The 12,716-nt window shown below is 48.1% G+C and carries 11 protein-coding genes; 8 read left to right on the top strand and 3 right to left on the bottom strand.

Annotated elements, in window-relative coordinates:
- Positions 1–417: 417 nt before the first annotated feature.
- Positions 418–1,017 (bottom strand): PadR family transcriptional regulator, encoded by a 600-nt coding sequence (locus ACESLK_RS24675; RefSeq protein WP_373232383.1) that lies wholly within the window; start codon positions 1,015–1,017, stop codon positions 418–420.
- Between the two features lie 167 nt (positions 1,018–1,184).
- On the opposite strand from ACESLK_RS24675, the gene ACESLK_RS24670 reads away from it, so the two are divergent.
- On the top strand, positions 1,185–2,393 hold the full coding sequence (locus tag ACESLK_RS24670; protein WP_373232382.1) for an FAD-dependent oxidoreductase: 1,209 nt from the start codon (positions 1,185–1,187) through the stop codon (positions 2,391–2,393).
- 30 nt (positions 2,394–2,423) lie between these two features.
- On the opposite strand, the gene ACESLK_RS24665 is transcribed toward ACESLK_RS24670, so the two are convergent.
- Together ACESLK_RS24665 and ACESLK_RS24660 are read right to left on the bottom strand one after the other, a co-directional pair.
- Positions 2,424–3,830, bottom strand: coding sequence for a HAMP domain-containing sensor histidine kinase (locus tag ACESLK_RS24665; RefSeq protein WP_373232381.1), 1,407 nt, complete (start codon positions 3,828–3,830; stop codon positions 2,424–2,426).
- Complete coding sequence (locus tag ACESLK_RS24660) at positions 3,815–4,498, bottom strand: response regulator transcription factor (RefSeq protein ID WP_373232380.1); 684 nt, start codon at positions 4,496–4,498, stop codon at positions 3,815–3,817. The genes ACESLK_RS24665 and ACESLK_RS24660 overlap by 16 nt, the downstream gene beginning before the upstream one ends.
- Before the next feature lie 181 nt (positions 4,499–4,679).
- Between ACESLK_RS24660 and ACESLK_RS24655 the strand changes: the two genes are divergently transcribed.
- From ACESLK_RS24655 to ACESLK_RS24625, 7 genes are all read left to right on the top strand, one after another.
- Entirely contained in the window at positions 4,680–5,396 is a 717-nt protein-coding gene (locus ACESLK_RS24655) for a YceI family protein (protein WP_373232379.1), read from the top strand.
- Positions 5,397–5,448: 52 nt separating this feature from the next.
- Positions 5,449–6,159, top strand: a complete 711-nt coding sequence (locus ACESLK_RS24650) for a dioxygenase family protein (RefSeq protein ID WP_373232377.1) — start codon at positions 5,449–5,451, stop codon at positions 6,157–6,159.
- An 85-nt stretch (positions 6,160–6,244) separates the two neighbouring features.
- A complete protein-coding gene (locus ACESLK_RS24645; RefSeq protein WP_373232376.1) occupies positions 6,245–7,222 on the top strand; it encodes a dioxygenase family protein in 978 nt (325 codons plus the stop codon).
- A 3-nt stretch (positions 7,223–7,225) separates the two neighbouring features.
- Positions 7,226–8,491: an RCC1 domain-containing protein gene (locus tag ACESLK_RS24640; protein ID WP_373232375.1), complete on the top strand. Its 1,266-nt coding sequence runs from the start codon at positions 7,226–7,228 to the stop codon at positions 8,489–8,491.
- Between the two features lie 3 nt (positions 8,492–8,494).
- Positions 8,495–10,138, top strand: a complete 1,644-nt coding sequence (locus ACESLK_RS24635; protein ID WP_373232374.1) for an MFS transporter — start codon at positions 8,495–8,497, stop codon at positions 10,136–10,138.
- 236 nt (positions 10,139–10,374) lie between these two features.
- On the top strand, positions 10,375–11,634 hold the full coding sequence (locus ACESLK_RS24630; protein WP_373232373.1) for a sensor histidine kinase: 1,260 nt from the start codon (positions 10,375–10,377) through the stop codon (positions 11,632–11,634).
- A complete protein-coding gene (locus tag ACESLK_RS24625; protein ID WP_373232372.1) occupies positions 11,609–12,505 on the top strand; it encodes a response regulator in 897 nt (298 codons plus the stop codon). Before ACESLK_RS24630 ends, ACESLK_RS24625 begins: the two co-directional genes overlap by 26 nt.
- Positions 12,506–12,716 lie beyond the last annotated feature (211 nt).

Genomic DNA, 12,716 nt, shown 5'->3' with positions numbered 1-12,716 from the left:
CTGATGTATTCGCTCGAATACGCAGCATTGTTTCCACATGCCTAAAACAAAGTCTCCCTGTTTTGAATTAGAAATACTTATGTAACATTCTAATTCTGTATGAAATTTCATACACAATAGCTCCCGCTACGACATTCTGCTTAATTCTGTATGAAATTTCATACACAATAGCTCCCGCTACGATATTCTGCTTAATTCTGTATGAAATTTCATACACAATAGCCGTTAATTCCACTTATACTTTTGTTCATAATTCAATATTTATTGATAACTGAGCCTAAAACATAAAGAAAAAGTCTCCGTATCTGGGAGACTAAGTAGTAACAAATATATTGATCAACAATAAAAAATGGTTGTGCAGGAATTACATTCTGCCCAACCATTTTTTAGAGAAATCTTACAACTGTAAATTCAATTTTATAGCTTAACTGCCCAGTACCAATCGTCCCCGTTCCGTTCTGTTATGACCTCACCCTCCATATTTTTCATCAACTGCCCCAGCCAATTCCATTCAGCTTCGAGTAAAGCCAGGTAATATTCCTGTTCGATGACAAAAATCCGGTCAATTCCCATTAATAGAGTAGCCTCCATTGAAGAACGGACGTCTTGAATTTGCTTAATAAGCATATCGGACCGTTCTTTCAAAAGATCAAGAGCATCCTTAGGCGTCAAATGGGCTAAAAAAGAAAGCCCGGCCGCAAACTGCGGATATTCCTTCGCGGGCAAGCGCAATAAGGAACGCAACCAATCGAAAAACTCCACTTTACCGTCTGCAGTAGGTTCATAGATCGTCCGCTCGGGATGTTTTCCCTCTCGCTCCGTTCCAACAGGCTGAATCAAATTGTTCTTTAATAAACCTTCGATAACGGCGTAAAGTGAACCCGTGTTCAATTTGATGCTATCGGAAAGTCCTCGCTGGCGCATCGTAACCCCGATTTCATAAGGATGCATTGGACGTTCATTCAGCAGAGACAGGATGGCCAGAGCAAGTAGATTACTTCGTTTCGGTTTGGGCATGCCGCTTCCGGCTCCTTTCTGGATACAAACAGTAATGTGTAATGCTATTGGCTCGACCTATTATAGCCTATTTTAATTATTTTGATAAACATTAGTTGACTAAGTTTAGTTTAAATAATATAGTCTAAATAAACTATAATAAGAAAATATAAAAAAGGATGATGAGAATGGCAAACACAAGTAATCAGCGTAAAAAGGCACTGATTATCGGCTGTGGGATTGCGGGACCCGCAACGGCTCTTTTCCTCAAGAGGGTGGGGATAGATTCAATTATTTATGAAGCGGAAGAACAAATCGACGATTATGCCGGACTGTTCCTCAATCTGGCGCGCAATGGAATGCATGTGCTGAAGGAACTGGGACTAGATGAACAAATCCGGCAGAAGGGCATCGTGATGCATGCGATGAAGATGGTCAGCGGGAAGGGCAAGCTGCTCGGAAATATTGGCCAAATGTCGGGAGAGCCTCAGGGGTTCACGATTAAGAGAGGGATACTGCATAAAATGTTGCGCGAGGAAGCGCTGTGTCAAGGGATTTCGATCGAATATGGCAAGAGGCTTATAGGCATCGATACGAATGAGCCTCATCGGGTTAAGGTTTCTTTCGAGGATGGAGGAATTGTATCCGGGGATATGCTGATTGGTTGTGACGGCATTCATTCTCGAGTGCGGAGGATTGTCATGCCGAGCGCGCCGGCTCCATCTTATACGGGATTATTAAGCTTTGGCGGGTTTCTGCATAGCAATACGATTCCTAATGAACGAGGTATTCAGACCATGGTATTCGGGAAACGTGCGTTCTTCGGTTATCTGGTCAGAAACGCCGAAGAGGTATACTGGTTCGGCAACATGAATTATCCTGGGACGCCGAATCGGCGGGAGCTGCAGAGCATCCCGCAAGCGGAGTGGCGCAGGACGATAAACGGTTTGTACGCCAATGATATCGCACCTATTCCAGAAATCGTACGTTCAACGGAGGAAGAAATCGGTGTTTATCCGATTTACGATATGCCATCGTTGCCCGTTTGGCATGATAAGTCTATTGTTTTGGTTGGCGACGCCGTCCATGCAACATCGCCAAGCGCTGGACAGGGCGCTTCGTTAGCGCTTGAGGATGCGCTTGTGCTGGCTAAATGCGTTCGGGATATCCCCGATGTAGAGCTGGCGTTCTCCGAATTTCAGAGGTTACGCCGCGATAGGGTGGAGCGGATTGTGAAGTATTCCAGGAGCATTGGCAAACGTAAGCATGCGACCAACCCGGTGCAGGTATTCTTCCGCGATTTGATGCTGCCGCTGTTCCTGAAATCATTCAATAATGACACGAATAGATGGATGTACGATTACAATGTCGATTGGAATGAGAAGGTTACGGTATGAAAAAAATAAGAATTTGAGACATGAACAGGATTAGTCATGCTTCAAAGCGGCAAGAGGAAGCGTTAAACAGAATGAGCTTCCTTCTTCCGAGCTTTCCCTCAAAACAAGATCGCCGCCTTGGGCTTGTGCGAGCAGCTTGCTGAACGCCAAGCCGAGACCGAGGCCGCGTACGGTGTGCTTCTTGCTCTCCCCGCGAAAGAACCGCTCGAACACAAAATCCCGTTCGGATGAGGGGATGCCAGAGCCGTTGTCGGAGACGACAATTTCAGCGAATCCGTCATTCCGTTCACTTAATGTGATTAGGATGTGGATCGGGCGGCTCGAATGTTTGGACTGCTCGCTGTTATTGAACAAATTCACAATAATTTGCTGAATGCGGAGCGGGTCGCCTAACACCTCAATAAGCCGACCGGACACCGAAAGCTCAGGTTCCCGGATGCTCTCGCTCTGGTGCAGCTTCCATTGATAGGAGATTTCGGACAATAGCGCAGCCGCATCGATATGATGGCGGCTTACTTGTATGAGCCCGGCAGCCAACTCGTTGTAATGAAGCAGGTCGGCGACCATCCGTTCCAGTCGGCCGGTCTCTTGAAGGGCGACCTCGAGAAATTCGTCCGCTTCTTCGTTTGCCACTACTTTTTCCTTGACGGCGTGGACGAGGCCTTTGACGGACGTGACGGGCGTTTTTAACTCATGCGTTAAACCTGCCAGCATGAAGTTGCGGGAATGCTCCAATTGCTTAAGCCGAGAGGCCATTTCCTTGAACGATATGATCAACTCATTAAGCTCCCGTTCCTTCGCATTCGCCTGGAGCTGAACATCATAGTTTCCGAGGCTGATCTCGCGCGCAGCCGACGCCACTTTGCGGATCGGATGCGCCAGCTTTCTGGACAACAAATAAATCGTCAGCCAGCCGAGCGCAGTCAAGCTGATGAGCAGCAGGCTGAATGCCCATTGTAATTCGGGCGGAATTTTCAATGATTTGGTTGGCTGCAGCAGGGAGACTTGCCCGATCTTATTGCCGTGATATTCAATCGGAGCCGTCACCGCCTTGAATCCGGGCTGAACGGCCTTATCGAGTTTGTCGTTCAGCCTCTCTGGCAGATCCTCTTGCGTCAGCGGATCGGTACTATACAGAAGCTTGCCGTCCTTGTCCGTAACGATGAGGCATAAGGGGCCAAGCTTTAAAAAGCGTGAACGTGAATCGATCAATTGTTTCATGTCATTCGGCACTATAATGGTTCCGTTCGGTCCAATAATACGGACGGCAATTTCCTGTGACAGCAGCTCGACGGACTTCAGACGATGGTCCAACGTTTCACGATTGGCCCACCAGACGAAGGTGGCGGCAAGCGCCAGCAGCCCGATACACAGGATAAGGAAGTATCGCATCGTCCAATACGACAATAGGGAAGTTTGCTTCAGCTTTCGATCCATAGTTGATACCCCGTTCCGCGAAATGTCCGTATTTCCCCTTCCTCGGCAGGCCAATGGGACAGCGCCTGACGAAGCCGCTTGATCGACAAATCGACTGCGCGGTCGCTTCCTTCATAATCGGAGCCCCATACATACTCGATAAGTTGGTCTCGAGTAAACGTTCGGTTCGGTCGTTCCGCCAGAAAGAGCAGCACTGCCAAATCGCGGGGTAACATAGTGACTTCCGCGCCATTCAGGGAAACGCGCTGCGACAGCAAGTCGATGCTTAGACGTCCGAAGCGGCACTGTCTGACGCCGTCCGTCCATTGCGAAGGGCGTCGCAGCACCGCTTGAACGCGGGCGACGACTTCTTCCGGTATGAACGGCTTTGGCATGTAATCGTCCGCGCCGCCGTTCAGACCGGACAGCCGATCATCGATCCCGTCGCGCGCCGTCAGCATGATGACTGGGCAGCTGCTTGCTTCGCGTATCCGGCGAAGCACTTCCCAGCCGGCGATATGCGGCAGCATCACATCGAGAAGAATGAGCGCCGGCGGTTCCATCGAGAACAATTCCAGCGCCTGACGTCCATCGACCGCCAGCTTAACTTCGAAGCCGGCCTTGCGCAAATAAGCGACCAGCACGCGGGCGATCGCGGGTTCGTCTTCAACTACCATAATCGTTTTCAAGGGGACAACTCCCTTCGTTCCAACAGCCCCATTGTAACAACCCGCCAGCACCCCGGCAATAGTCCAATGTTGCCAAACATGGGGTTTTGGAAATTTTTGTGCGCCGACATCTTACCGACACATTCAACAGTTAAAGTAGACGAGAACGAACGGCAGCAGCCGTATAAATAGGAGGGAAATCATGAAGAAAAAACAGATTATCTTATTGACAGCAGTTTTTGTGGTTCTGATCGGAATTGGTGCGTATGCAGCGTTTAACAGTTATCTCGGTAACAATGTGGAGATTGAATCGGTCATGGCGTCGCAGGAGGAGACAGCGACAACTGAAGCAGCTAGTGAAGCTTCGGAGACAGCGAGTACAGAAGTATCGTCCGGCGATCTGGAAGGCGCATGGAATATCGCGAGCGGCTCAAAAGTATACTGGTCGGTAACGACGTCGAAGGAAACGGTAAATTTCGTAAACGAAGCGGTGACGGGCTCATGGACCGTTGATCTGAACGACACGGCAGCCATGTCCGGCGAAGGAGTCCTCGACATGACAGCGTTAGATTCTGAGAACAGTCAACGCGACGGACATGTGAAAGAACGCGCAGATTTATTGGATGTTAGCACATACCCGCAGGCGATGTTCAATACGAAATCCTTCTCTTCTCTACCGGCGGAATGGATAGAAGGAACCGCGGTGCCGCTTGCGACTACAGGAATACTTACGGTAAAAGGGAAAGAGAAGGAAGTGACGTTCGACGGGGAAGCGATGTACCGGGACGGGAATCTGCTTCTGTCCGGTACGACGAAGGTAACATTCGCCGACTTCGGCATGACCAGTCCGCACACGATCCTGCTGGATACCGAAAATGAGCTTACCGTGCAGCTTGAGCTTGTTTTGAATAAAGCCTAATTATTATTCGCTTACGTTATAAAAATAGATATAAGCGAAAGGAAATACCACTATGAAAAAAAACAAATCATTTATCATTTCGATATTAGCAGGAATGCTGATTATTGGAGGTTGTTCAACAAGCAACTCCTCTGAGCCGTCAACTAGCAGTAATCCGCCATCCGCTAGTGCGCCGTCCGCTAGTAGCTCATCTACCAGTACCGCTGCACCAGAACCCGCCGCCGACGATAGTGGACTGACCCAGCAGGTCACTCAAGGTCCCTATTACGTCACTGGCACTAGCGAGTTGACGAATGGCAACCTGAACTATGACAACCTAACAGGCGATAAGATCAAAGTGCAGGGTTATGTTTATGCAGGTGCTTCGGGCACAACACCGGTCGCGGGCGCCAAGGTTGAAATTTGGCATGCCGACGACAGCGGCAGTTACCAGCCTAATGGCAATGGTGCGGCCAGCAGCTATAGTACCGATGAGATTTCGCTTCGCGGCTATGTCATGACCGACGAGAACGGTTATTACGAATATACCACCATTTATCCAGGTGAATACTCAGGCCGTACGCGCCATATTCATACCAACACAACGGCAGATGGCTACAAAGGTGTGATCACTCAGCTGATCATCCCTAGTCTGGAGGGCGACGAAATGACAGCTGCCCAGGATAATATCGCCCAAAGCTTGCCGGCATACAATCAGGTCACATTCACCGATGTTGACGATATACCTACGACTGCCTTTAATTACCGAATCGCCTCTAACTAGTATATGAGCAGAGGAATAATTCCAACTGCTAATCGCAAGTGTTGTCAGTAGCAACTTACCAAATCGAAATAATGGAGGTATATATATGTTGAAAAACCTCACAAAAGGATACAAAGGATTTGTGATCGGGGTGGCGTTGACTGCTTCTTTGACGCTTCCGTTCACGTCATTCGCCGCATCGCTTCAAAAGACGATCGCGGTAACTTATAACAACATTAAAGTAACCGTGAACGGACAATCCGTCACATTGAAAGATGCAACGGGTAAGGAGCTGGAGCCGTTCAACTATAACGGGTCGGTGTATGTACCGTTGCGTGGTGTCTCCGAAGCGCTGGGCATGGACGTTACTTACGAGAGCGCGAACAAAACCGTTGTCATTACGAACGGCGCCGGGACCCCCGGGGGAATGCCTCCGGGCGGCAGCGGCGGACCAGGCGGACAGCCGCCAGGAGATGTACCTTCCGGAAGCGGTACGTCTTCCGGCAATGGAACGTCTGCCGCCACCGGCACTCAAGCGGATACCGATGACAGCGGGCTTACCCAGCAAGTCACGCAAGGTCCCTACTATGTTACAGGTACTAGTGAGTTGATGGCTGGCAACCTGAACTATGATAACCTGACAGGCGAAAAGATCAAGGTGCAGGGTTATGTTTATGCAGGTGCCTCGGGCACAACACCGGTCGCGGGCGCCAAGGTTGAAATTTGGCATGCCGACGACAGCGGCAGTTACCAGCCTAATGGCAATGGTGCGGCCAGCAGCTTTAGTACCGATGATATTTCGCTTCGCGGCTATGTCATGACCGACGAGAACGGTTACTACGAATACACTACGATTTATCCAGGTGAATACTCGGGCCGTACACGCCATATTCATACCAACACAACGGCAAATGGCTACAAAGGCGTAATTACTCAACTAATTATCCCAAGTCTGTCTGGTGACCAAATGCCCGCCGCTCAGGATAATATCGCCCAAAGCTTGCCAGCGTACAATCAGGTCACATTCACCGATGTTGACAGCGTACCTACAACTGCCTTTAATTACCGAATCGCCTCTAACTAGTATATGAGCAGACATATTGCCCCTCATAGGGTTATCTTTACCATTGCAGCTTTAGTCGTAGTTGCCGGTGCGATTTATAGCTTGTTTCCAAAAAGCGTTGCTGGTGAAACGGTCATCTTGGGTAACGGAAGGAACTCCCACGGGCAGCTCGCTAATTACTCAACTAGCGGCACGAGCAGCAGCATTGATATTCCTGAAAAAGTCTTTCGGGTGGCTGCCGGCTTTGACCATTCGCTGGCGCTGACCGAGAACGGTACGGTGTACGCATGGGGCGATAATACCTACGGGCAAGTCGGTATTAACAGCGCCAAGGGTATCGTGAGCGGTCCGCAGAAGATCGAGGGGCTGCCGATCATTACCGAAATTAGCGCAGGCTTTCGTCATAGTATTGCTCTTGACAGCGATGGCGATGTTTGGGTATGGGGCAATAACATCGCCGGGCAGCTTGGTACGGGCGACCGGGCTGATCAGCGCAAGCCAACCCAAATCAGCTTGCCGGACAAAGTCTCGAGTGTCACCGCCGGTCACCGCTTCTCGCTGGTGACGCTTGAGAACGAAAAAGTTTACGGTTGGGGTGCCAAATGCGAGAACGATACCAAGCGGACGTTTGCAGAACTCATGCGGCTGATCGGCCAGTCGGCCACGGGCATTAGCTACTATGTCGATGCCAATGCCGATCCAAGCAGCAGCGACACACAGGAGCTGTGCGAGTTTCAAGGATTCGTGGCCGTTAGCAGCCTGACGCCGATTGAAATTCCCGAGCTAGCCGGAAGTACCCAAATCGTGGCGGGCTTTGGCCATGTGCTGGCGTTGCAAGCGGACGGCACAGTCAAGTCGAAAGGCTGCAATGCATATGGGCAACTGGGCTATCCGACGGCTGATATCGTACCGGCCGAGACCATTCCGGGGCTGACAGGTATCGTAGGGCTTGCTGCCAGCACGCGCCACTCCATGGCACTGGATCGTAACGGGAAGGTGTGGGCATGGGGTGCCGACAACTCTGGTCAGTTAGGTAAAAACCTTGGCAATCTTGAGGGAGTTTTTGAACCCGAGGTAGTTGCGGGCCTGCCGACGATTACGAATATTGCCGCTGGCCATGACTTCTCCTTAGGACTCGACGAAGAGGGGCGTGTATGGGCATGGGGTGTTAATAAGAACAGCCAAACACCCGGAATCGAACAGACCGCCTATAACGCTACCCCGAAACTCACTAGTATTTCAAATGAAACTCAAATTGCAGCAGGGGGAGCCTTTGTACTGGCCTATTAAACGATGAAAACAACGACTAAACGAAAAACCGTCTCCTTTTTATCTCGAAATGTCATAGTTCTATCTATCGTCAGCTTTTTTACGGATATCGCCACCGAGATGCTATATCCCATTATGCCGCTCTACCTCAGCGATATCGGCTACGGTGTTATTCTAATCGGTTTGATTGAAGGGATTACTCAGCTTGTTGCCGGTGTGATTAAGCTGGCAAGCGGTGTCTACTCCGATCACCTGCAGCGGCGTAAAGGCCTGGTCAATGCCGGCTACACGATTTCGGCGCTCGCTAAACCGCTGATGGGACTATTCCCAACCTATTGGGCGATTTTTGGCTTTCGTCTGCTTGATCGCTTTGGTAAAGGGATACGCAATGCGCCGCGTGATGCCTTGCTTGCGGATGTCTCTACCCCGGTTAATCGCGGTCGGGTATTTGGATTCCATCGTGCTGCTGATACGCTCGGCGCCACGCTCGGTCCATTGATTACCTTGGCGATTATGTATTTTTACAGCGAGAACATTTCGCTAATCATTGCCCTGACAATTATTCCGGGTATTGGCGCAGTCGTCGCTGGCTGGTTTATTAAAGAGTATAAGAAAAAGACGGAGCTGCCCACCACCGAAAAGGGTGGAATGAAAGGTTTGTACCGTCGCCTGAAAACGCACTACCAGACGGCCTCTCCCAATTATAAACGCGTTCTATATCTTATTTCGGCCATTACGCTAATTAAGAGCACCGACATTTACCTGCTTCTCCGTGCCCGCGAGCTGGGCTTGAGCGATCTTCTGATTATTAGCGCCTACGTTGCTTATAACCTGACGGGTACACTTATTATCTATTATATGGGCTCGCTGAGCGATCGGATTGGCTTCGCCAAAACCTTTGCTATTGGTGCGCTCTCGCTTGGCGCAACCTATATGCTGCTAAGCCAAAACGAGCTGCCGCTCATGCTCGTCTTTGTCGCTTTCATCATTTATGCTGTCTTCCAGAGCGTCTACGAAGGCTTGACGAGCGCTTGGATGTCGCTCCATATTAAACAGAAAGACCGTGCAACAGGCCTTGGAGTGATGATGGCCTTTCAGGCGGTCGCGACACTCATTGGAACGCTCGTGATTGGTTTCGCTTGGGCGGGCTTTGGCGCTAATACGGTCTTTGCAATTACAGGATTGTTGGCGGTAGGGCTTGCGGCATACCTGATCTCTACTCGGCAACGCGATTATCAGAGCGAGACTGATTTTGGCCGCAAACCGTACGTGAAGGATATCAAGAAGCTGACTATAGATAACGAAAATTTCCGCACGGCGATCTGGACCGGACAGCAGCTGCAAGTCACGGTAATGTCTATCCCGGTTGGCGGCGAAGTCGGTCTGGAAGTACACAAAAATATCGACCAGTTTCTGCGAATTGAGGAAGGCGACGGCCTCGTACTAATGGGACCGCGTGAAGACGACCTTTCCTTCGAGCAGCAGGCACAAACGGATTATGCGATTATGGTTCCCGCCGGAATGTTCCACAACGTCATCAACACGGGCAGCAAACCGCTCAAAATCTATAGCATCTACGCGCCTTCCGAACACCCATACGGCACCATTCATAAGACTGCCGATCAGGCGGACCGCGAGGAATTAGCAGAACTGCTGGAGGACGACTGAACAAGTTTCTGTTCAACTTTCAGAAAGTAAAAGGAGCCCACCATGACAGATGGTTGGGCTCCTTTTGCGATATTCTAAGCCAAGCTTTCGAATTCGGATTGATGGCCACATTAACCTGTTGTTTCCAACACTACCTGCATTCTAAACATGTGAAATGTATGTTAGTATATATATCATCATAATTTTAGCTCGTGAAAGGGGAATTAAGTCTGACTCTCCAGCAAGAGCGGCGTAGAATGCATCATTTTATCAAAAATGAACGACTGCAGATAATCATTATTGCTATAGCGACAGCCATTTGCGCAGAGTTCAAGATTAATCCCTTCAACGGTGATTTTTTTCGAATTGGCCTAGGTGTCAGCACTTTTTTGTTTTTTTTATTATTCATGCGTCATTTACCTTATATAAAAACGGGGATCATTACAGGAATTTTGAGTGCGGTTATTCAAAATAGTTTGGCGGCCGGTTTGTATTATGTTGTTTTTGCATTCGGAATGAGCAGGATTCAGAAAAGAATAAACCATCTTCCGCCCCTTGTTCTAGGTGTTCTTGTTGCCATGATCGATTTTATTTCCAACATGACAGAGCTCTTATTGCGCGGGGTATTACTGGGTACAAATATATTCCATCTAAATGAATGGTTCTTTCTAGTGACCGTTGCGGTTGTGCGAAGTTACTTTGTAATCGGGTTATTCAGCAGTATTTCTATAAGCCAAATGAGAGTCCTCCATGCAGAACAGGAAAAACGGATAGAGCAAATGTTGAATGTTGGAGCCGGTCTATACGGCGAAACCTTTTATTTAAGAAAATCAATGGACACGATCGAGGGGATTACTGCCAATAGCTTTGATCTTTATCGTAAATTAAAAGAAGACAATCTGGATGGTTACAGCAGTCAGGCTTTAGGGATCGCTCAGCAGATCCATGAAGTGAAGAAAGATTCTCAGCGTATTCTGGCAGGATTGCTTAAATTATATGACAGCGAAATCGTTGTTAGCATGAATCTCTCTGAGGTCCTCCACTTTGTCATTAAAGGAAATCAACAATATAGTGAAATGCTGAAGAAAAAGATTACCATAGAACAAGAAGTAGAAGTGCATTTCTTTACTCCTCATTATATTCCTTTATTGACAGTTCTTAACAATTTAGTGTCTAATGCCGTAGAAGCCATAGAGAGAAGCGGGACAATTAAAGTACAAGTTGCTGAAGAGGAAAAAGAAGTTATTTTTATTGTATCGGATTCCGGAAAAGGTGTACCTGAGCAAAATAACGACATTATCTTTGAACCGGGGTTTACAACAAAATTTAGCGAAGAAGGGTTTGCGGCAACAGGGATTGGTCTTTCTCATGTACGCGATATTGTTCATTCTTTCGGCGGAGAGATCGCAGTATATTCATTAGGGAAAACAATCGGTACCAAATTTATTGTTCGTCTTCCGATTTCCGGTTTAATAGAAGAGGGGGAAGCCGATGTCGCTTTCTATCGTGATAGTTGATGACGATATGGTTAGCAGGCGCATGCTGCAAAATATTATTGAGGATTGCGAACTTGGTGAAGTTGCAGGCACGGCCGGAGGTGGGGTTGACGGGGTCCGAATGATCCTTGAAGTCAGGCCGGATGTCGTATTGATTGATTTATTAATGCCCGATCAGGATGGAATTGAGACGATAATGCAATTGAAGGATAAAGGCTTTAGCGGGAAATATATTATGATATCGCAAATTGAAAATAAAGAAATGGTAGGGCAAGCTTATCAAAAAGGCATCGAGTTTTTTATTCATAAGCCGATTAATCGCGTGGAAGTTGAAGCCGTATTGTTTAAGGTAAGCGAAGGGTTGAAATACGAGCTCTATATTATGGAAATCAAGCAATCTTTGGCGAAATTGGGTTCCCTTGAATTACCGACAGCCCGTAAAGAAAGACCCGTTCGTGATTTCGTGAAACTTATTCTAATGGACATGGGAATAATCGGTGAAATAGGAAATAAGGATATCACATCCATAATGGAGTATTTAGTAGAACATCGGCAGACAACCGGTTTTCCGCCGTTAAGGGAATTATATGAATCTGCAGCCCAAACCTATAAACAAGGAAGTAAAGAGATCGAGAAAGAAAGTAAAGCGATTGAACAGCGAATTAGACGAACCGTTATGGCTGCGTTGGCCAATATAGCTTCCATCGGTTTAACGGATTATAGTAATCCTAAGTTTGAATATTATGCTCCGCTGTATTTTGATTTTCAAGATGTCCGTTTGAAAATGAGGGAAATGGACGAAGAGCGATATGCTGAAAAGGGTAAAGTAAACATAAAGAAGTTTTTGCAGGTTTTCCATGTAGAGGTTCTGGAAAAGATGAAAAAAGGATGACCTAGCTTCGAAGTCTAGCGCTAAGGAATCCAAACTGTCAATGAGGTTGACGGTTTGGATTCCTTTTCTTTTGGTTCTTTTCTTAATGCTGAGTTCCAGATGGATGTTGCTTTGGAGAAAGGCGCCGAATAACCAATAAAAGCTCCAGCAACGAGGAATTACGAGGTATTGCTCATTTTGGTGCTGTAGCGGTAGCTATAGCTACCGCTAC

The organism is Cohnella sp. (assembly GCF_041640265.1).
GTDB lineage: Bacteria > Bacillota > Bacilli > Paenibacillales > Paenibacillaceae > Cohnella.
Note: the sequence above shows the minus strand (reverse complement) of the source record. Positions and strands in the feature narration are given on the sequence as shown.

Bases quoted from the DNA above. Each gene is read 5' to 3' on its own strand.
- ACESLK_RS24650 (WP_373232377.1), top strand. From the start codon at position 5,449: ATGAAAAAAAACAAATCATTTATCATTTCGATATTAGCAGGAATGCTG.
- ACESLK_RS24645 (WP_373232376.1), top strand. From the start codon at position 6,245: ATGTTGAAAAACCTCACAAAAGGATACAAAGGATTTGTGATCGGGGTG.
- ACESLK_RS24675 (WP_373232383.1), bottom strand. From the start codon at position 1,017: ATGCCCAAACCGAAACGAAGTAATCTACTTGCTCTGGCCATCCTGTCT.
- ACESLK_RS24655 (WP_373232379.1), top strand. From the start codon at position 4,680: ATGAAGAAAAAACAGATTATCTTATTGACAGCAGTTTTTGTGGTTCTG.
- ACESLK_RS24640 (WP_373232375.1), top strand. From the start codon at position 7,226: ATGAGCAGACATATTGCCCCTCATAGGGTTATCTTTACCATTGCAGCT.
- ACESLK_RS24625 (WP_373232372.1), top strand. From the start codon at position 11,609: ATGTCGCTTTCTATCGTGATAGTTGATGACGATATGGTTAGCAGGCGC.
- ACESLK_RS24635 (WP_373232374.1), top strand. From the start codon at position 8,495: ATGAAAACAACGACTAAACGAAAAACCGTCTCCTTTTTATCTCGAAAT.
- ACESLK_RS24670 (WP_373232382.1), top strand. From the start codon at position 1,185: ATGGCAAACACAAGTAATCAGCGTAAAAAGGCACTGATTATCGGCTGT.
- ACESLK_RS24665 (WP_373232381.1), bottom strand. From the start codon at position 3,830: ATGGATCGAAAGCTGAAGCAAACTTCCCTATTGTCGTATTGGACGATG.
- ACESLK_RS24630 (WP_373232373.1), top strand. From the start codon at position 10,375: ATGCATCATTTTATCAAAAATGAACGACTGCAGATAATCATTATTGCT.